17 protein-coding genes and 1 pseudogene are annotated in these 22532 nt (G+C 39.4%); 12 read left to right on the top strand and 6 right to left on the bottom strand.

Features of this window, described 5'->3' with window-relative positions:
- The first annotated feature begins 108 nt into the window (after nt 1-108).
- The 7 genes and pseudogenes from UMU13_RS07160 to holA all read left to right on the top strand — a co-directional run bounded on the left by UMU13_RS07160 (nt 109) and on the right by holA (nt 9059).
- The gene (locus tag UMU13_RS07160; RefSeq protein ID WP_013886436.1) at nt 109-369 is read left to right on the top strand and encodes a DUF4212 domain-containing protein; all 261 of its coding nucleotides are present in this window, start codon (nt 109-111) and stop codon (nt 367-369) included.
- Nucleotides 370-381: 12 nt separating this feature from the next.
- Nucleotides 382-2196 (top strand): annotated as a pseudogene (locus UMU13_RS07155) (sodium:solute symporter family protein).
- Nucleotides 2197-2314: 118 nt separating this feature from the next.
- Entirely contained in the window at nt 2315-2677 is a 363-nt protein-coding gene (locus UMU13_RS07150) for a hypothetical protein (RefSeq protein WP_328218111.1), read from the top strand.
- Nucleotides 2678-2691: 14 nt separating this feature from the next.
- Complete coding sequence (locus UMU13_RS07145) at nt 2692-4611, top strand: DUF294 nucleotidyltransferase-like domain-containing protein (RefSeq protein WP_328218110.1); 1920 nt, start codon at nt 2692-2694, stop codon at nt 4609-4611.
- A gap of 503 nt (nt 4612-5114) precedes the next feature.
- A complete protein-coding gene (leuS, locus tag UMU13_RS07140) occupies nt 5115-7673 on the top strand; it encodes a leucine--tRNA ligase (protein ID WP_328218109.1) in 2559 nt (852 codons plus the stop codon).
- On the top strand, nt 7673-8158 hold the full coding sequence (locus UMU13_RS07135; protein ID WP_328218108.1) for a hypothetical protein: 486 nt from the start codon (nt 7673-7675) through the stop codon (nt 8156-8158). The genes leuS and UMU13_RS07135 overlap by 1 nt, the downstream gene beginning before the upstream one ends.
- Nucleotides 8142-9059 (top strand): DNA polymerase III subunit delta, encoded by a 918-nt coding sequence (holA, locus tag UMU13_RS07130; protein WP_328218107.1) that lies wholly within the window; start codon nt 8142-8144, stop codon nt 9057-9059. The genes UMU13_RS07135 and holA overlap by 17 nt, the downstream gene beginning before the upstream one ends.
- Here holA and sfsA read toward each other — a convergent pair.
- Nucleotides 9013-9693, bottom strand: a complete 681-nt coding sequence (gene sfsA, locus UMU13_RS07125) for a DNA/RNA nuclease SfsA (protein WP_328218106.1) — start codon at nt 9691-9693, stop codon at nt 9013-9015. The two genes, holA and sfsA, sit on opposite strands and share 47 nt — an antisense overlap.
- 146 nt (nt 9694-9839) lie before the next feature.
- Between sfsA and UMU13_RS07120 the strand changes: the two genes are divergently transcribed.
- Together UMU13_RS07120 and UMU13_RS07115 are read left to right on the top strand one after the other, a co-directional pair.
- Complete coding sequence (locus UMU13_RS07120; RefSeq protein WP_328218105.1) at nt 9840-10529, top strand: lytic transglycosylase domain-containing protein; 690 nt, start codon at nt 9840-9842, stop codon at nt 10527-10529.
- Nucleotides 10530-11200: 671 nt separating this feature from the next.
- Nucleotides 11201-11677: a GNAT family N-acetyltransferase gene (locus tag UMU13_RS07115; protein WP_328218104.1), complete on the top strand. Its 477-nt coding sequence runs from the start codon at nt 11201-11203 to the stop codon at nt 11675-11677.
- Here the strand turns inward: UMU13_RS07115 and UMU13_RS07110 are convergent.
- Nucleotides 11637-13382: an ABC-ATPase domain-containing protein gene (locus UMU13_RS07110; protein WP_328218103.1), complete on the bottom strand. Its 1746-nt coding sequence runs from the start codon at nt 13380-13382 to the stop codon at nt 11637-11639. The genes UMU13_RS07115 and UMU13_RS07110 overlap by 41 nt on opposite strands.
- A gap of 162 nt (nt 13383-13544) precedes the next feature.
- Between UMU13_RS07110 and glnH the strand changes: the two genes are divergently transcribed.
- From glnH to UMU13_RS07095, 3 genes are read left to right on the top strand one after another with little or no spacing between them, the layout of a single operon-like run.
- A complete protein-coding gene (gene glnH, locus UMU13_RS07105; protein ID WP_328218102.1) occupies nt 13545-14291 on the top strand; it encodes a glutamine ABC transporter substrate-binding protein GlnH in 747 nt (248 codons plus the stop codon).
- Between the two features lie 59 nt (nt 14292-14350).
- The gene (locus UMU13_RS07100; RefSeq protein WP_328218101.1) at nt 14351-15016 is read left to right on the top strand and encodes an ABC transporter permease subunit; all 666 of its coding nucleotides are present in this window, start codon (nt 14351-14353) and stop codon (nt 15014-15016) included.
- A complete protein-coding gene (locus tag UMU13_RS07095) occupies nt 15013-15738 on the top strand; it encodes an amino acid ABC transporter ATP-binding protein (protein ID WP_328218099.1) in 726 nt (241 codons plus the stop codon). The genes UMU13_RS07100 and UMU13_RS07095 overlap by 4 nt, the downstream gene beginning before the upstream one ends.
- A gap of 320 nt (nt 15739-16058) precedes the next feature.
- Here the strand turns inward: UMU13_RS07095 and UMU13_RS07090 are convergent, their stop codons facing one another.
- The 4 genes from UMU13_RS07090 to UMU13_RS07075 form a co-directional block, all read right to left on the bottom strand.
- Nucleotides 16059-18659 (bottom strand): PEP/pyruvate-binding domain-containing protein, encoded by a 2601-nt coding sequence (locus tag UMU13_RS07090; protein ID WP_328218098.1) that lies wholly within the window; start codon nt 18657-18659, stop codon nt 16059-16061.
- A 105-nt stretch (nt 18660-18764) separates the two neighbouring features.
- Nucleotides 18765-20114 (bottom strand): NADP-specific glutamate dehydrogenase, encoded by a 1350-nt coding sequence (gdhA, locus tag UMU13_RS07085; protein ID WP_328218097.1) that lies wholly within the window; start codon nt 20112-20114, stop codon nt 18765-18767.
- 187 nt (nt 20115-20301) lie between these two features.
- A complete protein-coding gene (locus UMU13_RS07080) occupies nt 20302-21087 on the bottom strand; it encodes an NRDE family protein (protein ID WP_328218096.1) in 786 nt (261 codons plus the stop codon).
- A gap of 3 nt (nt 21088-21090) precedes the next feature.
- A complete protein-coding gene (locus UMU13_RS07075; protein ID WP_328218094.1) occupies nt 21091-22518 on the bottom strand; it encodes an aldehyde dehydrogenase family protein in 1428 nt (475 codons plus the stop codon).
- Nucleotides 22519-22532 lie beyond the last annotated feature (14 nt).

Here is a 22532-nt window from a genome sequence, read left to right as displayed (position 1 = left end):
TGCTGTGGTAATAATATAAAAAAGGAGGTGAAAGAAAAATTTAAGTCCTTTTTAATTAGCATCCATGTGATTTAGGTTTTTTTCAAAAACGCTCAGAGAGGTGTATTTATGGACAAGGAAGCTATGGAGCAATATTGGAAACGAAACCTGAAAATTATCGGCTGGTTGCTGGCAATTTGGTTTCTTGTTTCTTATGTTGCAGGAATTCTTTTGGTTGATGTTTTAAATAACATTCACATCGCAGGTTTTCCACTTGGATTTTGGTTTGCACAACAGGGCTCAATAGTCATTTTCATCATCCTGATTTTCACCTACTGCAAATTGATGAACAATCTGGACAGAGAATTTGACGTTCTGGAAGAAGAGTAAGGGGGTTAGTATATGGGTACACAAATATGGATATATTTCTTTGTTATTTTAACATTTGCGATTTACGTTGGTATTGCTATATGGGCCCGTGCAGGCAGTACTAAGGACTTTTATGTTGCAGGCGGCGGTGTTGGCCCCGTTGCAAACGGGGCTGCAGTTGCGGCGGACTGGATGTCAGCAGCATCTTTTATATCAATGGCAGGTCTCATTGCTTTTATGGGTTACGGCGGTTCTCTCTTTCTTATGGGTTAGACCGGCGGTTACTGCCTTCTGGCTATGCTGCTTGCTCCTTATCTTAGAAAGTTCGGCCGTTACACGGTACCGGATTTCTTTAAAACACGTTATTATTCAAAAACAGCTTCAGGTGTTGCAGTACTTTGTCTTCTCATCGCATCACTTACCTACGTTATCGGACAGATGACAGGTGTTGGTGTTGCATTTTCAAGATTTCTTGAAACCTCAAACACAGTTGGAGTTATTATCGGTATGGCGGTTGTTTTTGTTTATGCGGTTTTGGGTGGTATGAAAGGTATTACTTACACGCAGATTGCCCAGTATACGGTAATGATTATAGCGTACACGATTCCGGCTATATTCATATCGATCACACTTACAGGCAATCCTCTTCCGCAGTTCGGGCTTGGTTCCGAATTCGGCGATACAGGCTCCTACATGCTGCAAAAGCTTAACGAGGTTGTAACAAGTCTCGGCTTCAGTGAATACAGTACAAACTTCAGATTCAGCAAACTTAATATGTTTGTGTACACAATGTCGCTGATGATCGGTACGGCAGGTCTGCCTCACGTTATTATGCGTTTCTTTACCGTGGCTAGTGTTAAAAATGCACGTTTGTCCGCAGGATGGGCGCTTATTTTCATCGCAATACTTTACACCACTGCTCCTGCTGTTGCTGCCATGGCTCGTTTGAACATCCATGCAACAGTTAACAAAGCAGTAATGCAGGAAAACGGTAACTATTTTGCTGAAGAAAACAGTATTAAATATGAAAACAGACCTCAGTGGATGAGAAACTGGGAAGTTACAGGACTTATACAGTTCAAGGATAAAAACAACGACGGACGTATCCAGTATTACAACGGCAACTCCAACGACCAGCAGTTTCTGAACAACGCTGCTGCCGCCGGCTGGCAAGGCAATGAATTAACAGTTAACCGAGATATTATGGTTCTTGCCAACCCTGAAATTGCTAACCTTCCCGGCTGGGTAATAGGTCTCGTTGCAGCTGGTGGTCTTGCTGCGGCCCTTTCAACAGCTGCCGGTCTGCTTCTTGCTATATCTTCGGCTATATCACACGACCTTGTTAAAGGTATGATAAAGCCTGATATCAGTGATAAAGGAGAGCTCCTTACCGGTAGGATCGCTATGGCTGCGTCTATTATATTCGCAGGTTATCTTGGTCTGAATCCTCCGGACTTTGCTGCCGGTACTGTTGCTATAGCATTCGGTCTTGCGGCCAGTTCGCTCTTTCCAGCTATTATGATGGGGATATTCAGCAAAACGATGAACAAAGAAGGCGCAATAGCCGGTATGATTGCCGGTATTGGTGTTACAATGATTTACGTTTTCGCCCATTACGGTATATTCTTTATACCCGGCACTGAATTCCTGGGACTCTTCGGCGGTAACGCAAGATTCTTCCTTGGAATCGAGCCTAACGCTTTCGGTACCATAGGTGCTATTGTTAACTTCCTGGTAGCTTTCGGAGTTAAAAATATGACTCAGAAAGTACCTGATGACATTGCGGAAATGGTTGAAAACATCCGTTATCCAAAAGGTGCAGGAGAAGTAACATCTTCACACCATTAAACATTTAAGTACATGATACTAAAACTTAGGGCTCCCTTATTTAAGGGAGCCTTTTTTTATCATTTAACTTTTGTTTTTTTTGCGTTATTATATTTTTAAAATACAATAGAGGTGTTATGTGTTAGTTCTTAATCCTTTTATAGTAATATCATGGATTCTTTTTATGGCTCTTTTTCCCGTCGCATTTTACTGGTTGAGAAATGCCTATAAAATTTTTATCAAGAAAGATTATTCAAAAGTCGCATTAAAAAAAGAACAACCGCCCAAAAATCCTGCAAAGTGGGCTCCTTTTGTGGGTCTTTTAAACCTGGCTGCAGGGATTGCAATCATTTGGGCAATTATAGGTGCACTGCCCTTCTGGTTTATATACCCTTATGAAAAATGGACCGGGATTGCAGCGGTTACAATATGGTTTAAGCTGTTCGGTGAGTACATTATAAAGAACCATGCTCACCCCTTTAAAGTTGCAAAAAACAAATAGTCTAAGGTATACTTATGGCCCTGGTTAACCACTTAAAAACCGTTGAACCATTCATAAACATCCCCGAAGGTATAGCTGACTTTTTAAGAGAAAAAAGCATAGTAAAGGAGTATCCTAAAAATAAAATTATCTTCTCACAATATGATAAGCCCACGGGATATCTGTATTTTATTAACAAAGGTCAGGTGGAAATATTCTCCGAGACAAGCGAAGGGGTGGAAATCACCGTTGATAACAGAAGTGACGGAGAATACTTCGGATGGACACCTATTTTCACCAACGAAGGATATTCAGCCGGAGCAAGGACATCTAAGGACACACAATGTCTTCTCATACCTAAAGATATAATACTGGAAATATCCAGAAAATATCCCATAGTCAGTAACTTTTTCAACAAAGCCGTTCTCTCCCGGATAAGAAAATTATATCAGGAAGTGGTAAAAAGCCACGATATTGACCACCAGGCACAGATAGACGCCTACCCTTTTCAGAAAAAAATCGGGGATATTATGACCCCTAAGCCACTGACTGCTTCTTCTGAAGCCAAAGCAAGTGAAATTGCAAACATAATGACTGAGAAAGGTATAAGCTCAATTCTCATCTGCGATTCAACAGGCAAATTACTGGGTATAGTCACTGAGAGGGATTTGGTCACAAAAATTCTTTCAAGAAATGACGAATTCTGTCAAAAAGATATGAAGGCAAGCGAATTTATGACCCCCGATCCTTATGTAATGTCTTCTGAGGATTACATGTATGAAGCAGCTGCCTTTATGCTCAGGCACAAAATAAGGCATCTTCCTATAGTTGATAATGAAGAGCTGACAGGGATACTGTCAATAAGGGATTTGATGAAATTCAGAAGCCAGAAATCTGTGCTTCTCATAGGAAAAGCAAAAGAAGCAGTGAAAATCGAGAATCTTAAGCCGATACGTGATGAAATTGTCTCCGTGGCAAAAGTTCTTCTTATGGAAAACCGCTCCCATGTGGAAACAATGGAAATTATCTCTTACATACATCACAACATAATCCGGAGATGCTTCGAACTCGTTTACGAAGACATGGTTAACCAGGGCTATAAGCCTCCTGACATAAAATACTGCTTTATAATAATGGGAAGCGGCGGCAGGAAGGAGATGCTTCTCGGTCCTGATCAGGATAACGGAATAATATTCGAAGACTTCCCGGATGAGAAACGTGAAGAAGTGGACAACTTTTTTATTCCTTTTTCGGAAAAGCTTGTTAATGCTCTGGATTACCTTGGTTATCCTTTGTGCAAAGGCAATGTCATGCTCAGCAATCCCAAATGGAGAGGCCGGCTCAATGACTGGAAGGATAAGGTTGCAAAATGGATAGAAACGCCCGAGCCTCAGCGTGTAAGATATTCATCAATCTTTTTTGATTTTTTCCCTCTTTACGGTTCACCGGATTTACTGAACGACCTTAAAACATTTATTCTGAAACAGGTTTACGATAATAAGCTTTTCCTTTATAAAATGATGGAACTTGATTTCAAGCACAAGGTTCCGTTCGGCTTTCTGGGGCGGTTTGTCACATCAAGCGAGGAAGAACACAAGGGTGAACTTTCCGTTAAAGAAAACGGCAGTATATTCATTGTCGACTGTATAAGAATGTATATGCTTGAAAACAGTACCTATGCCAACACCACTCTTGAAAGACTGGACAAACTTTATGAAAAGGGGGTATTCACCAAAGCCACTGTCGATCATATTAAGGCGGCTTTTGAGTACTTTACTTACATCAGGTTGAAAAATGAAATTAAACTCATTGAGCAGGGTGAAAAACCCGATCATTACCTTGACCCTTACAAACTGCCCAAAAATGAGCAGGAACTTTTGAAAGAAGCTTTCAAAGTGGCGGACAAGCTTCAGGATTCCACCCGCAGACATTTCGGCAAAATAGTAGGGCTGTAGCTATAACGTCCACCTGAATGGGTGAGAGATAGGTATATAGGTAGACAGAGAAGTGGTGTATTAGTGTATTGGTGTATTGGTTAATTTGTATATTTGTTGATTGGCATTCAACATTGAACTTTACTATCAGCAAGTTTCCTTAATTATTTAAAGCTTTCACACTGTAACTTTCTGAGAGACCTCTCCGATTCGGTCGAGGTGACAGTCTTTGTATATCATCTGCCTTGGAAAGATAAATAGAATGTTACACATATTTACCAGCCTAAAGGACTGGTGTTAACCGTAGGTATTCTTTCGACCGAGAACTTAAAGGTTAAATGCCCGGGAAGCGATTTCCATGATTTTTCTGTTTTGACGAAACTAAGTGCGAAACTCGAATTAATAATCATATTTATACCTAAATATTATTGGACTTTCTATACTTAATTAGCTACAAAAGGGGGTGACACCTCAAATTTTATGTGTTAATTAAGGGTTTTTACAATAGATTCAGGAGGCGGTTAATGCACTACAATCATTCCGAAGTTGAATCCACCTGGCAAAAGCTTTGGGAAGAGCACAAAAGCTATAAAACATCGAAAGACGAAAGCAAGGAAAAGTTTTACTGCCTGGAAATGTTTCCTTATCCTTCGGGAAAAATCCATATGGGGCATGTGCGAAACTACGCCATTGGCGATGTTGTGGCCAGATACAAAACCATGCAAGGATTCAATGTAATCCACCCTATGGGATGGGATGCATTCGGACTTCCTGCTGAAAATGCAGCCATTAAAAATAAAATTCATCCTGCAAAATGGACATATTCCAATATTAAATTCATGAAAGAACAGCTGAAAAAGCTCGGGCTTTCATATGACTGGGACAGAGAAATAGCAACATGCGACCCTGAATACTACAAATGGGAGCAGCTGGTATTTATTAAAATGTTTGAAAAGGGGCTGGTTTACAACAAAACATCTAATGTAAACTGGTGTGAAGACTGCAACACCGTTCTTGCAAATGAACAGGTTGAAGACGGAAAGTGCTGGAGATGCGGCAACGAAGTTGAAATAAAAGAACTGGACGGTTGGTTTTTCAAGATTTCTGAATATGCAGATGAGCTCCTCGATTACACATACAAAATGGACGGTTGGCCGGAAAAAGTTCTCACTATGCAGAGAAACTGGATAGGCAAATCCCACGGTGCAATTATCAGGTTCCCTCTGCAAGAACTTGATGAGCCAATTGAAGTATTCACAACAAGACCGGACACCCTTTACGGAGCTAATTTTATGCTGATAGCTCCGGAACACCCCCTCACAAGACAACTAATAGCCGGAACGGAAAAAGAGGAAGAAGGGATAAAATTCATCAATTCTATTCTGAAGGAAGAAAAAATCAGCCGTATGGCTGAAGACAAGGAAAAGAAAGGTTTTTTTACCGGTAAATATGTAACCAACCCGATGACGAACAAGCAGATTCCGATATATATTGCAAACTATGTACTTATGGACTACGGAACCGGCGCCATTATGGCAGTACCTGCACATGATCAGAGGGATTTTGATTTCGCCAAAGAATACAACCTTCCGATTACCGTAGTAATCCAGCCGGAAGGTAAAGAACTAAACGTAGAAACCATGGAAGAAGCTTATGCAGGAGACGGTCACCTTGTTAATTCCGGGAAATTTAACGGCTTGGATGTGGAAACGGCTAAAGAAAAAATCACCGAATATCTTAATGAAAATAATCTCGGTGAAAAAACAGTTAACTACAGATTGAAAGACTGGGGGATCTCCAGACAGAGATATTGGGGAGCACCAATCCCGGTGGTACACTGTGAAAAATGCGGAGTTGTTCCTGTAAAAAATGAGGATTTGCCGGTGGAACTTCCTCTTGATGTTGAATTCACCGGAATAGGCAATCCTTTGGAGTCGGCGGAAGAATTTGTGAATACAGAATGTCCCAGGTGCTCAGCACCGGCAAAGCGCGAAACCGACACAATGGACACCTTTGTGGAATCTTCATGGTATTTTCTCAGATACTGCTCTCCTCAGTGTGAAACCGCTCCTTTTAATAAGGATGAAGCAAATTACTGGATGCCCGTGGATCAATATATCGGCGGTGTGGAACATGCAATAATGCATCTGCTTTATGCACGATTTTATACAAAAATATTGAGAGATCTTGGTTTTCTTAATGTTGACGAGCCCTTCCAGAATCTGCTTACACAAGGGATGGTATGCAAGGAAACGTACAAATGCCCTATACACGGATGGCTTTTTCCCGAAGAGGTTGAAAATGACAAATGTGTTATATGTGATTCGGATGTGGAAATCGGACGTGTGGAAAAGATGAGCAAGTCCAAAAAGAATGTAGTGGATCCGGATAATTTGATAAAAGAATACGGAGCTGACACAGCAAGGCTTTTCAGCCTTTTTGCTGCGCCGCCGGACAGAGACCTCGAATGGAACCAACAGGGCGTGGAAGGTTGTTACAGATTCATCAACAGAATTTACCGACTTGTTACAAAAAACTCAGACTTAAAAATTGAAAACACAAATCCTGAGAAAAAAGAGTCTGAACTGTCAAAAGAACTGGAATACAATTTGCATTCAACAATAAAAAAAGTAACAAACGACATTGAAAAGTTCCACTTAAACACAGCTGTGGCTGCTTGTATGGAGCTGACGAATTTTCTTTACCAAACAGAAAAAAACCTAAAAACTGATAAGGAAAAAATACTCTTTATGCAGTCACTGGAAACACTTCTGAAAATGCTGACACCCTTTGTGCCACATGTATGTGAGGAGTTATGGAAAAAACTCGGCAACAATACATTTATATCAAATCAGGACTGGCCGTCATTCGATGAAAGTAAAACAGTAAAAGATACCACAACCATTGTTGTTCAGATTAACGGCAAAGTCAGAGCTAACCTTGAACTGCCTGTGGGAGCCCAAAAAGAAGAGGCGCTGAATTCCGCCAAAGCTGACTCCAAAGTACAAAAGCATCTCGAAGGCAAAAATCTTATTAAAGAAATATATGTCCCGGACAAGCTGATAAGTCTGGTGGTTAAATAATGAAAAAATTAACTCTGCTGATCACCATTCTGCTGATTTTCGGCTGTGGTTACAAAATAGCAGGATTAACCAATAACAACGGATTAAATTACAAATATCATATTGCATCTATAGTCAACAATGCTGATGAAGCGAATTACAGAAGTATGCTGGACAGACAGGCCGCCATTTTCTTTACCCGCTACAGCGCCCTTGCCAAAAAGAAAGAAGCTGATTACAGACTTCATTTCAGATTAGACAGTGTAACAACCTCGGCATCAATAAACTCACGTACAAATCAAGCCGTCAGATCTGATCTGTCAGCCAGGCTTCACATTCTCGTTCTGGATAAAAACTCAAATAACGTTTTTGATAAAACTTTCTCCAGAACAAATTCTTTTACAATAAGTAATAACATTTCAGAAAACCGACGCAACAGAAATGAGGCTTTCCGTGACACAATCAGCGATATACTCCTGGATTTCAAGAATGAGTTTGAAAAGTAAACAGTACGTAATCGTAGGCAACAAAATTTTTCAGGAAAAAAAGCTGTCAGAAGTCACTGATTCTTTAGAAGAGCCTGAGGAAAGCGTTTTTTATGCCGATGAATTGAACCCGGAAGAATTTTTTACCGTAATTTTTACTATGCCTCTTTTCTCTTCAGAAAAGCTTGTTGTTATAAAAAATGCAGAAAAGTATAAAGACATCTGCTGGCTTATGGAAAAATCCCGAAAATCCGAATCGATAATCGTTTTTCTTTTTGAATCTATAAATAAAAAGGAATTAAGAGAAGCAGAAGAAAATTTCACACTTATACAGGAGACAAAAAAGAACAAAACAGGTATAATCAACGAAATTTCAGCGATGTTTAATGAAAAAGGGTTTCGTTTAAGCAAACAGATAGCCGAAGAAATATATATTTTATGCAACAACGACTTATCAATTGTGAAAAATGAACTGGAAAAAGTGGAAATTTACTTTAATTATACAAAACCTGAAAATGAAACGGACATCCTGAATATCATAAGCTCTTCCAGAAACGAGTCCATCTTCCAGTTTATCGACCAATTCTGCAACAAAAACTACAAAGGTGCCATGTCCAGCTTATACAGGCTCATAGATGCCGGGGAAAATCTGGATATATTGTACAGTATGCTGTTTAAAAGAATCCAAAAAATATATCTATACAAAATCAATCCCTCGCTCATAAACGAGCATACTTTTGTAATCAATAAAATCAAATCAAACAAGAAACTGTGGTCTAATAATGAACTTGCGGAAGTGATAGCCTTATTCAATGAAATAGACTTTAAGTCCAAAACGGGTTATAAAGACGATGCCAGGGGGCTTATTAATCTTCTTAATCTAATCGCTCCAAATAGCAAACGTTTCTCCCGATATCCATGACATTCCTGTAAAGCAGTACATTGACACCAGCTTTTTTTGTCTCTTCAAATATTTCACAGTATCGTGAATCAATCTCATCTGCACAACGAAATTTTTTTCTGTCCGACTGGATTATGTACAGAACATAAGCCTTATAACCCATTTCCACTGATTCTTTTAATGTCCGAAGGTGACGCTGGCCTCTGGTAGTCACAGCATCAGGAAACATAGCGTAACTCTCATCAAAAAGAGAGACACTTTTCACCTCAACAAGATTCCTTTGACCTTTTATATCAATACAGAAATCAAGCTTGCTGTTTAATATTGTATATTCTCTTATAACTTTCCGGAAACCGTTTAATTCGGTTATCTCTCCATCTCTGAGTGCATTCTCCACAATTTTATTTACTTTAATAGTATTTGTATAAACCCAGCAATTATCAACCCTGAAACTTTCCAGCGTATATTTCAACTTCCTTTTGGGGTTATCACTTTTTGAAAACGCAACCTCCCTGCCCTCTTTTAAAAGATTTCTCATGGAACCGGTATTGGGATTATGAGCTGTCAGAACGGTTCCTTTAAAATCGATATCAACAAAAAATCTTTTATACCTTTTCAGAAAATAGCCGTAATAAAGCTTCGGTAAGTTAAACATTGGAATTCCTTTATAAAATTAAACCAGGTAGAAAGAATACCTGTTTAGTCTTGAAAAATAAATAATTTTAATTATTTTTCAAAATAACTGAATATTCCTGTCTTAGGGAATATATCAAAATTACATATAATGCGGAGGCGTTTATATTGAATTTTTTCAAAGGAAGTGAAATTAAATTCCTGTTAATCATTATACTCATATTCACTTTTATCTCCGGTGTTTCAGCACACTTTTATGTATCCACTCAGGTGAAACATTTCAACAACATCTTTCCACAACTAAAAAATTCACAAAACAAACTGAGCTCAAAAATCAATAAATCAAGACAGAAAATCTCATTTTACAGCAGGGTAATTGACATTCAGCAGCTTTTGGATGAATTCGGGATGAACGTCAGCAATTATTCCACATACGATTTGGCATACACTATCGCCAAAGAATCCAAACAGCATCATATAGACCCTTATCTAATACTTGCTATGATCAAAACAGAAAGCTCTTTCAGAATCAAGGTTGTTTCTTATAAAGGTGCTGTGGGTCTGATGCAGCTGCTTCCGGATACAGCTTACTATATTTCGGACAAGAGAAGCGATCTAAACCTCAACAAACGGCATGAACTGTTTGATCCAGTTGCGAATATCAGGGTTGGAATAAATTACTTTGCCTATCTGAAGGATAAATTTAACGGCAATGAGAAATATGCAATTATGGCTTATAATTTCGGCCCTACAAATTTAAAAAAATACCTTGCCCGGAACTACTCTCTTCCCAGTTTTTATTACAACCGTGTAATGGCAAGTTATAAAAATATTCTTAAAATGAATAATCAGATTTAATTTTTCTCTGTTAAAAACTTAACTCCACTCAACCATTTACTATTTCACCACCTCCCTATCTCACCAATAAATTTGCATAACTCTTAAAAAAATGGAAGGACGTCAGAATTCTATTTAGCAACCTCCCAAAATTTTTGCACTTGTGCTATTTGACAATACTTTATCTAAATATCGGAATTTCTACGCATGAAGATATCTCAACATTAAACACAGTTGTATATTTATTCGTTATGTCGTTTCATAAGGCGGAGATTTCTCACTTTGTTCGAAAGAATGCCTGCGGCTAGCACCAGTCTTTTAGACTGGTAAATTAGACTGGTAAATATGTGTAACATCCTATTTAGCTATCGCTGCTAGACAGTATGCATATAATTGTCACCTCGAGCGAAGCCGAGAGGTCTCTTTGCAATATAACAGTAGAGATCTCTCCCTCCACTCCGTTCCGGTCGAGATGACAAAAAGTCATCCCTAGCCCCGTTAAATGCCGTAGGCAATCAGCGAAGCTGATATTTAACAGGGCGAGCGAAGCCGAGGGATCTCTATCTATGTACTAACAATATCTGCGTATTGTCATAGTTCTAAAAAATGGGAGGGTGCCAAAATTCTATTGCTTGATTTTTAATCTAAATAAGTTTACATTCTCCACGCCTAAAATAATTAAAGGACTGACAATGAAAGAAGAAATAAAAGTAAGAAAAGCCTGCAAAAAAGATATCGATAAAATGCTTTGCCTTTTAAAAGAACTTTTTCGTATGGAAAGTGTGGATTTTGACCGGAAAACCCAGTACAAGGGATTATTATTTCTGATGGAAAATGAAAACAGAGCAGCAGCGTTTGTTGCCGAACTGGATAAGGAAATAATAGGAATGTGCACAATACAGACCCTCATATCCACAGCCAAAACGTCATATACAGCTTACATAGAAGATTTATGTGTGGATTCCGATTATCGTAATGAAGGAATTGGCGGCAGTCTGCTTGAATATTGTGAAAAATGGTGCATTAAAAACAATATCGCCGGCATCCATCTTTTAGCCGACGGGAAAAACAAAAAAGCGTTAAACTTTTATAAAAAAAACGGCTGGAAAACAACTGACTACACAGCACTTACCAAATCGCCGTCTGATTCTTTTTCTGAAACAGTTTAAGTGTCCTCAGACGATTGAGCACTGCCATCACTTCTAATAACCTGGGTTTTGTCATATCTGAGGATTTTCTATCAAGAAAATCAAAACCGTTTTTATCCAGTTTTTGCCTCAGATCGTTTATCAGTTCTTCGTAAGCCACAGGTAGTTTACTGTCTGAAATATACCTCATAATTTTCCCGATTGTGGCAAGCTGAGAGTCATCAACAAACTGTTCCACATCTCTGACATCTATCTCTTCTCTGTTGATTATAATCCTGTCAGTTTTAAGCGTTTTAATTTTAAATTTTCTGCTGTTTTTGATAAAGTTGAACGTTTCAGGATGAATTTCCCTGGAATAATCAATATGTGATCTTTGTTCTTCAACTTCAGAGTTTGAGCCCCTATATTTTTCATAAATACTTTTAGCTTCTGCGGTTACTTCATAGCATTTAAAATTTCTCATCATAAGAACATTGTCCGATTTTCCCAGATAATCTCCATTACCCCCCATAACCAGAACCGTGGAAACACCATAGCAATCATATAATTGCCGCACACGCTCCACAAACGGCGTAATCGGCTCAAAATCCTTTGCCACAAGCTCCTGCATTTTAGCGTCTCTTACCATAAAATTTGTTGCGGAGGTATCTTCATCTATAAGTAATAATCCGCTTCCTGCCTCAATTGACTCAAGTATATTTGCAGCCTGAGAGGTGCTTCCGCTGGCGTTGCTCGTAATAAAAAAAGATGTATCCACATTCATTGGAAGGTTGTTTATAAATGATCTGATATCTATACCTGCCACATTTCTGCCATCCTCAGCCCTAATACTCACGCCCGTTTTATCAACAACCGTCCATTCCCTGCCGTCTCCGGGGATATGAGGATAAACACCCATTTTCAGTGCATTCAAAAGAGTGGATTTTCCGTGAAATCCGCCTCCTGCAATTGTAGTTACACCTTTGGGAATCCCCATTCCGTAAATCTCCCCCATTTGACCGCCATCCTCTGCACTGACGGGATTTTTCAGACTGAGCTTAACCCTCAGGCTTTCCGGTGAATAAAAAGGTACGGCTTCTTTCATGGGTTTCTGACTGTTACCGCTTGCCCTCGGGAGGATGCTCCTGTCAGCAATAAATGCAACAAGCCCTTTCTTTTCAAGCTGCTTTCTCATATATTCCTGATTCTCAATACATTTAACAAATTGCAGGCATTCAGTTTTGTCCATATTATGCCATTTGACAGTTTCAATAACTTCCGGCAAAATCCTGTAAAATATCTTTTCACACTCATTAGCCAAAATAGTCCTTCCGGCAGCAGGCAAACCGATGCTCATGCGTACTTCAAAAGAATTCTCGTCTGCAATCACCGAGGAGCGCTCCACAACTTCCTGGGCGCCGCTGTTTATAAAAAGAGCACCGCTTTTTCCGGAGCCTTTTACTGTTTTGCTGCATTTTATCAAACAATCTCTTATGATTCTCGCCGCATAATCTTCAAAAGCGATTTTCCGTGGTGCACTTTCGATACATTCATCGGGGAATTTCAGATAACTTCTGTTTATACTTATTCTTATATCTGAAGGAGAGGCAAAAGGATCCCCCTGGACCCTGTCAATAAATAAAATAAAATTATCAGCCTTGTAAACACCCTTTAAATCGTTGTATGCTTTATATCCTTTTCTGTCGATTCTGCTTAAAATATTCTTTATTTCCGAAAAACTTTTCATTAACACTTCCCCTTGTAAAAAATGGTATAATTAAAAAAATAATTTAACAAAGTTCAACTGTATGTCAACAAACATAACTTTAACTTGTTTTCAGATTAAAAGTTTTGGTTGTAATGCTATATATTTTAATGTATAAATAATCAAAACTAAAAGGAGGATGCTATGAGAAAGTTTTACAAAATTTTAACTATCAGTTTAATGCTTACTGTATTAATGGTAAGCAGTGTTTTTGCAAGACAGCTAATTGTAGGTACGGATACCAGCTTTATGCCTTTTGAATTTAAGAAAGGTGACACATATGTCGGTTTTGATATCGAGCTTTGGGATATGATTGCAAAAGATAACGGATGGGATTACAAACTGCAGCCTATGGACTTTAACGGCCTTATTCCCGGTCTTCAGACAGGAAACCTTGATGCAGCAATTGCGGGCATGACAATAAAATCTGCAAGGGAAAAAGTTGTGGACTTTGCTTATCCTTATTATGATGCCGGGCTGAAAATGCTTGTCAGAGCTGATAATGAAGATATTAAAACTGTAGAGGATTTGAAAGGCAAAAAAGTAGGCTCAAAACTGGCTACTACCAGTGCTGATTTTTTAAGAAAGCATGGAATAAAGGGAGATAATCTTAAACTCTTCCCAAACACAGACGGTATGTATATGGAACTTATGTCCGGCGGAGTGGATGCCGTACTTTTCGATTCTCCAAACGTTATGTATTTTGCAAGAACAGCCGGTGAAGGCAAAGTTAAAACTGTAGGACCGCTTTATGAAGGGCAGTCTTACGGCATAGCTCTTACTCAGGGAAGCAAGCTCAGAGAAGCTGTAAATATTTCCATACTTAAGTTTATGGAAAACGGACAATATGCTGAGCTTTATAAAAAATGGTTCGGAGAAGCTCCCCAATAAAAACATAAGGGCGGATATGTTCCGCCCTTTTTCAAATTCTACTAAATACAAGGTGAACAATGACAGATTTTGATTTTAAGACAAATGTAATATGGGAATCTTTACCCATACTTATGGATGGGCTGAAATTAACCGTTATTATTACTGCAAGCGGCCTTTTGATAGGGTTCTTTCTTGGTGCAATTTTCGGGCTTTTAAAACTGCTCAAGTTCAAACCATTACGTTATATTGCAAATGTATATATAGAAACTATCAGAGGTACACCTATAATGGTGCAGGTAATGTTTATTTATTTCGGACTTCCTATGGCTCTCGGGATGCGCATTAATCCTCTGACTTCAGCTATCTCTGCTATTGCAATTAACTCCGGCGCCTATATAGCGGAAATTGTCAGAGGCTCTGTCCAGTCAATTGACAAAGGGCAGACGGAAGCAGGGCGCTCAATAGGGCTGACAAGAATGCAGAATATGCTGTATGTAGTCTGGCCGCAGGCTTTCAGAAGAATGATACCTCCTCTGGGAAATCAGTTTATTATCAGCCTTAAAGACACATCACTTTTTGTGGTAATCGGCGTTGGTGAGCTGACAAGAACGGGGCAGGAAATCATTGCAACAAATTTCAGGGCTTTTGAAGTATGGACAACCGTTGCCATACTGTATCTGTGCATAACTTTCGTTATAAGCAAAGCACTTAATTTATTGGAATATAAGCTGGGGTTAAGATGATAATTCAAATAAAAGACTTACATAAATATTTCGGTGATTTGGAAGTTTTAAAGGGTATAAATCTGAATATTGAAATGGGAGAAGTCGTTGTCATAATAGGTGCAAGCGGCTCCGGAAAAAGTACGCTTTTAAGATGTATTAATAAGCTGGAAGAGATAACCTCCGGACAGATAATTGTGGACGGCGAAGACATCAACGGGAAAAATGTTAATATCAATGAAATCAGAGCTGAAACAGGAATGGTTTTTCAGCAATTCAACCTTTTCCCCCATAAAACTGTACTGGAAAATGTTACTCTCGGTCCTGTAAAAGTAAGGGGGGTCAGTAAAGCAGAAGCAAAAAAAACCGATCTCGAACTTTTGAAAAAAGTGGGGCTTTCGGATAAAGCCGATGCTTACCCGGCTCAACTGAGCGGCGGACAGATGCAAAGAGTGGCAATAGCCAGATCATTGGCGCTAAACCCAAAAGTGATGCTTTTTGACGAACCGACCAGTGCACTGGACCCGGAACTGGTGGGAGAAGTTCTGGAAGTAATGAAACAGCTGGCAAATGAAGGAATGACAATGATTGTGGTATCCCATGAGATGGGTTTTGCCAGAGAGGTTGCCGACAGGGTAATTTTTATAGACAAAGGTGTTATCGAAGAGGAAGGACCTCCTGAACAGATATTTGACAACCCTCAAAATGAAAGAACAAAAGCCTTTCTCGCAAAAGTCAAATGATCTGACAGTATAAAAACAGTGGAAAATAACGTAACCGCCTTGTTTAACTGCCGGGTGTGTAAAATTTAATTGGTGCCGGGTTTATAAAGGTAAAGGTAAAGGTAAAAGTAGAGGTAAAGGTAAAAGTAGAGGTAAAGGTAGAGGTAGAGGTAGAGGTTAAGACCTTTGATACAGTTGAAGTTGTGAAGCCTCCTGCGGAAATGTGCAGTCTGTATTACTAAAGTTAAAAGTTTTTTTACCATCGGACTTTGCTCTTTGTGTCTGCATCCACAAATAACAATAAATAACCACCAGTACCTACAAATAAACAGCCCACATAATTAGCTGCTGTGCTTTATAAAAAGTCTCAATTTTTGGGTTTTGATATTAGACGTTAAATATAGTGTCTTTTTAGGAAAATCTATTACAATAAGCGTCTCTTCAACTGTTTCAGAAACATCCACCAATTCCTTTGTAACAGAGTAGGTCTCTTTAAAATATTCAGAATCTATAAAACCACCGTCTTTCCTGGCAAAAACAGCAAGATAGAATATATTGGATTCGACAATATCCTGGAAAAAATGTGTTCCAAAGGATAATTCTGGCATGAGTCCTCCGGCTTCATATTCGATTTCGCCCAGTCCGTACATATTGTTTATATCGGAAAAACTCACAGGTATCCCCAGCTCCGGTGAGGTGGTTCCCCATCTTCCGGGGCCCAGAACAAGAGTGTAGAATTTTTTCTTGCCGGTCATCTGTCTGTTTATTTCACCTATTTTTCTGGCTACCTCATGTTTATCCGTTGTGCTCAATGTAGAGTATTTGGTGGGGTCTATGTATATGACTCTTCTGATATAATCACAGACATTACCACCCATAAAATTTCCTTCCGTTTCTATGAGAATTTTATCCCCGGCGGATTTTTTCACTTTGATATTTTTGGCATCCGATGCATTTGCCTGAAGAGGTCTGCACTGAACCAGATTGATTACATACGATTCGCTGTCCAGAAAACCAAGGGTGAATTCTATATCAACGGGGCACTCATATTCATCTTCAACAGTATTCATCATATCCGACATAATTGCGGGAAATTCACTCTTTAAGAGTCTGTTAAAGGTTAATACCCATATATCTTTGGGTTTCCCGCCGGAATCGGCCAGCCTTCGCATTGTATCGAAATCCCTTTCGGCAATCCAGTTCAGGTCAAAAGGTATGTTTTCTTTATCCAGCATATAAAATGAAACCATATGCTTGCCGCTGCTTCTGACATCCAGCACATCAAGATCTTTCTGGGCATATTTAAACATATTATCTTTATCCGAAAGGGGAACAAGCGAAGGGTTGTTAAGCGCCACAATACGTGCATAATCCCCCTCTATCCTGTTTACGGCCCGTGTACCCAACCCCATTACAATCCTCAGCATTCCGGCATCCGGATCTATATCTTTACTCCAGACATAAGTGTTATAAGACAACCCCACACCGGCAACATGAGGGTAATAGTAATAGCCGTGGTAGCTGCCCGAAACCCGTTGAACAAGCAGAGCCATCACTTCATCTTCATATTTTAGCCCCCTTTCGATACGGTAACTCAGGGCATCCTCACTCATCGCACTGGCATATATCTTTTTAAGAGAATAAATAAAATCTTCAAAACGCTCATCCCTTGTTCCCTGAATGGGGCAGAAAAAGCTCTCATATTTTCCGGCAAAAGCATTTCCGAATCCATCTTCAAGAAGACTGCTGGAGCGTATTATAAAAGGATACTGCCCAAAATGGTCAAGCATTTCGTGAAACTCATCCTTCACATCTTCAGGAAAATCCCCCTGCATAATAAGCTCTTCCAGTCTTTTGGCGGCGCTGAAATATCCTTCATCTGTTTTCTGTTCCATGAAGATATCCCACCAGCCGTTATATATTATAAATGTATAAAAAATGTCCGATCCGATATAAAATGAATCGTGGGGCTCCAGTTGCTCTTCCCATTTTCCGGGATTGGTGTTATAAAGTATTTTACGTGCAAGGAGCATTCCGACAGCTTTCCCCCCGATAAACCCGGTACCTATCATCCTGTTTTTAATTTCCAGCAGGTCATTGATAGTAAAATGTTTTTTAACCAATGAAAGTATCTTTTCATCTCTGCCCATCAGTGCTTTTATAATCCTGTTAACAATTTCAGATTCACTCCGATTCCCACTGCCCTGTTCAAACTTCTCCGCTTCCATAAAAATTCTGTCCCAGGAATCAAGTCTTCTGTTTAGAATTGATCTGTTAACCGCACAAAGGGTGGTAGAAAGTTTAGTGGCCAGGTAACTGTTGTCAATGGGGATAAAATTTTCTTCATCCCTGCATTCATGAGGGAGGAACATAGTGGGACTGTTTTTACCGAACACTTTATGCGGGTGTACATAATGGGTCCCTTCCCTGTTAAATACCTCTATTAAAACCTGTGCTGTCTTCCTGATTTTGGAGATTGTCTCAAAAGAATGGTAATGTTTCAGAATCGCAAAATATGCAACTGTGTCAAGTTTGTATAAAAACGGGCATATAACCATGAAAAAATTTGATATTGCAGCATCCGTAACCCATTCATACAAAAGGTCGGATAGTGAATCAAACACATAAAACACACTCTTACCATGTCTTTCGACCTCCGAATAAACCTCTTTGGTGAAAGACTCAAAACCCACACCGGCTTCCAGTTTATGCTCGTCAACATATGAACGGCATTCTTCAGGAATCAGGTTTTCATGTGAGGCAAAACGAAAATACACTATTTTACGTTTATCGTGAACAGCCTGTTTTACAAAAGGAGCAACAAATCTGCTGTAATCTTTAATGGACGGGGAAAGCCAAACAACATTATCGCCTTTTATCAAATTGTTTAATATAGTGTCAAGGCCGGATATTCCCGAACTGACCGGCGTTTTATCAGTCAAAGAGCTCTCCTGCTGGACAATTTCTTAAAAGCAAAAAAGGGCTGCTTAATGCAACCCCTTAATATTATATCAACTAAAAAACAGACTCAATGTTTAATTTAGGATTTAAATCAATCCCAGCGCAATCATAGCATCAGCAACCTTTTTAAATCCTGCTATATTTGCCCCGGTTACATAATCATTTGAAGCGTTGAACTCCTGTGCGGCTTCAAGACAATCACGATGGATATTAATCATTATATTGTGGAGTCTTTCTTCTGTATAACTGAAAGACCAGGAATCCCTGCTGGCATTTTGCTGCATTTCAAGAGCAGAAGTTGCAACACCACCGGCATTAGCAGCTTTTCCGGGTCCGTAAGCAATCCTGGCTTCCTGAAAAACTTTTATACCTTCAGGTGTTGTCGGCATGTTGGCTCCCTCGCCCACAGCAATACATCCGTTTTTAACAAGGGTTTCTGCATCCTTGCCGTCCAGCTCGTTTTCAGTTGCTGAAGGCATGGCAACCTGACAAGGTACTTCCCAAACATTTCCGTTCGGCTTGTATTCAGCATCTTTATGATAATTACAATAATCCTTTATTCTACGCCTTTCAACTTCTTTAAGCTGTTTCACAAGATCGAGATCTATTCCCTTTTCATGATAGATTACTCCGCCTGAATCAGACAGTGCCACTACTTTTCCGCCGAGCTGATGGATTTTTTCAGCAGTATATATAGCAACATTACCGGAGCCTGACACAACACATGTTTTGCCCTCAAAACTGTCATTTCTGGCTTTTAGCATTTCATCAACGAAATAAACGGCACCGTAACCGGTGGCTTCTTTTCTAACCTTTGAGCCTCCCCAGGCCAAACCTTTGCCTGTTAAAACGCCTGATTCATAGGTATTGCTCATACGCTTGTATTGACCGAAAAGGTAGCCGATTTCTCTGCTGCCCACACCAATATCTCCGGCCGGGACATCAGTTTTTTCACCAATATGTCTGGAAAGCTCTGTCATGAAACTCTGGCAGAATCTCATAACTTCACTGTCAGATTTACCTTTAGGGTTAAAATCGGAGCCCCCTTTTCCACCGCCGATAGGAAGACCGGTGAGAGCATTTTTAAAAATCTGCTCAAAACCGAGAAACTTAATCACACCAAGATAAACGGATTCATGAAATCTAAGACCGCCTTTATAAGGTCCTAATGCACTGTTAAACTCCACTCTGAAACCTCTGTTAATATGGATTTCCCCTCTGTCATCTTCCCAGGGAACCCTGAAAATAATCTGTCTTTCAGGCTCACATATCCGCTCAATAATTTTATGCTCTGCATAATGGGGGTATTTTACCAAGACAGGGCCAAGTGAGTCCAAAACTTCCTTAACCGCCTGATGAAATTCGTTTTCGCCTGGGTTCCTGGCGATTACCTGCTGATAAATTTCCTCAATCTGTTTCTTTGCTTTTTCTGTCATACAAACCTTCCTCCTTTTCAATGAGATAATAATATAAAAAACAGCCTGCTGCTTTACTATATCAAAAATTTTCGCACTATTTTTTAATATTATTAGGAAAAAGTCAACAGAAAATCTTTTCTTACAACGATTAATAATATGCAGAATATTATTTTTAATTAATAATTTCAGATTTTACTTTAGTAATTCAGATGATTTGAAAGGTATAATATGAGTTATTGACTTCTTTTCCTGAACTGTCGTAATTTTTTTCATAAAACTCAACATTATCATTGTAATCTATGAGAATCACACTTGATGAGCGAGTACCGTAACCGTTTATTCTCACAAAAATAGGTGATAACTCTTTTTCAAACTCCTCAGAGATACCGGTAAAAGGAAGCTCCCTCTTCTCAGGTTTTTTGTCATCACGGAGCATTTCAAAAAGGCTTTCAACCTGCACATCCTCACGTGAAATAATTCCTTTAAAAAGTCTTTTTCCCCTGTTTATCTTAGGCCAGGGGGTATCCAGGGTAGCATTGCTTAAACCATAAATGCCTTCTGAGATCGGCAGAAGACCGTTAGCTCTGTTGCTGAAGTAATACAGTTTATTATTGCTGCCGAATAAAAGATTAAAACCTTCATACCGATTTTTCTTTAAATCAAGTTGTTTGGCGTAACTTACAGGGTCATCATTCCCCTGCAGAAAATTTTTTACTATGAGGCCGCGGGATGTTTTTTTCGGATCTTTTACAGTACCTTCCCTGAAATTTGTAAGAGCGGCAAAACGCCCGGATTTTGTAACACCGAGCCATGTCCCGCCGCTCTGCAAATCACTTCCAGCCAAAATCCTGTTATTTTCATGCTTTTTAAATGAATTTGAGCACCAGTAATGAAGTTTTTCTGTCTTTCGATTATAAAATTCATCCCTGTTGGCACAGAAAATCAGCTTATATTTATTGTGCGCTTTAAAGCTGAATACGATAAAACACATTAGTCAGCCTATATTAAATACTACCATTTTTATATTGGTCATATCTTCAATGGCAAACTTAACCCCTTCTCTGCCGATACCGCTCATTTTATTGCCGCCATAAGGCATATGATCCACCCTGAATATAGAGGTATCATTTATCATAACACCGCCAACATCCAGGTTATCTATGGCGTAGTATGCTTTTTTGATATTATTAGTGTAAATCCCTGCCTGAAGTCCGTAGTCTGAATTTTCAACCAATTTGACAGCTTCATAATAATCGTCAAAACTTACTATTGAAACAACCGGAGCAAATACCTCCATACACATAACTTTCATTTCATCAGTTACATTTGTCAGTACTGTTGGTTCCAGCATCCGGCCTTCTCTTTTACCCCCGGCGATAACCTGCGCTCCTTCTTTTACAGCCTCTTTAACCCATGTTTCAGCTCTTTCAGCTTCACTCTCTTCAATCATGGGTCCTACATCACAATCTTTCTCCAGCGGATTACCGAATTTAAGCTTATTAACTTCTTCAACGAAAAGCTCTTCAAACTGCTTTAAAACATTTTTGTGGACATATATTCTTTGCAGTGAAATACAAACCTGGCCGGAATTTGCAAAAGCACTGGCTGCACATCTTGCCGCAGCCTTTTTTAAATCAGCGTCTTCATCAATTATTGTGGCAGAGTTGTTGCCAAGCTCAAGTGTGACTTTCTTAATACCGGCCTTCTTGGTAATCTGATCACCAACTTCAGGTGATCCGGTAAAACTTATTTTTTTACACTCCGGATGTGTTACTATCATATCCCCCACCACAGAGCCGGAACCGATTACAACATTAAACACACCTTTTGGCAGTCCGCAGTCTTCAAGAATTTCAGCCAGAATAAGAGATGTTACAGGTGTTGTTGAAGCAGGTTTTAACACAACACTGTTACCAGCCGCTATTGCCGGTGCCACTTTATGCCCGACAAGATTCAGCGGAAAATTAAACGGTGTAATTGCCCCTACAACTCCCAGAGGCTCTCTGTAATAATATCCTCTGCGATTTTCACCGAACTTGCTGGCATCCAGCGGGATTGTTTCTCCATGTATCCGTTTTGCCTCTTCAGCAGCAAATTTGAACGTTTCGGCTCCTCTTAAAACCTCATTGAGTGAATATTTCCATGCTTTTCCCGCTTCTTTGCATATTGTTTCAGCTATTTCATCCTGTCTGTCCAGAATTTTCAAATAAGCTTTTTCAAGCACTTCCGCCCTTTTATGAGCCGGATATTTTTTAAAATCCGCGAAAGCTGATTTTGCACTTAAAATTGCTTCTTCAACCATATCCCTGTCACATTTTGGAACTTTGGCGAAAACCTCTCCGCTGTATTTGTCAATCACATCAATCTGCTCACCGGTATCAACCCATCTTCCGTCTACATATGTTTTCCATGTTTCAGCCATTTATTTCCCCCTTT

It is taken from the genome of Flexistipes sp., assembly GCF_036172515.1.
Classification (GTDB): domain Bacteria; phylum Chrysiogenota; class Deferribacteres; order Deferribacterales; family Flexistipitaceae; genus Flexistipes.
This window is presented reverse-complemented; position numbering and strand designations above follow the sequence as displayed.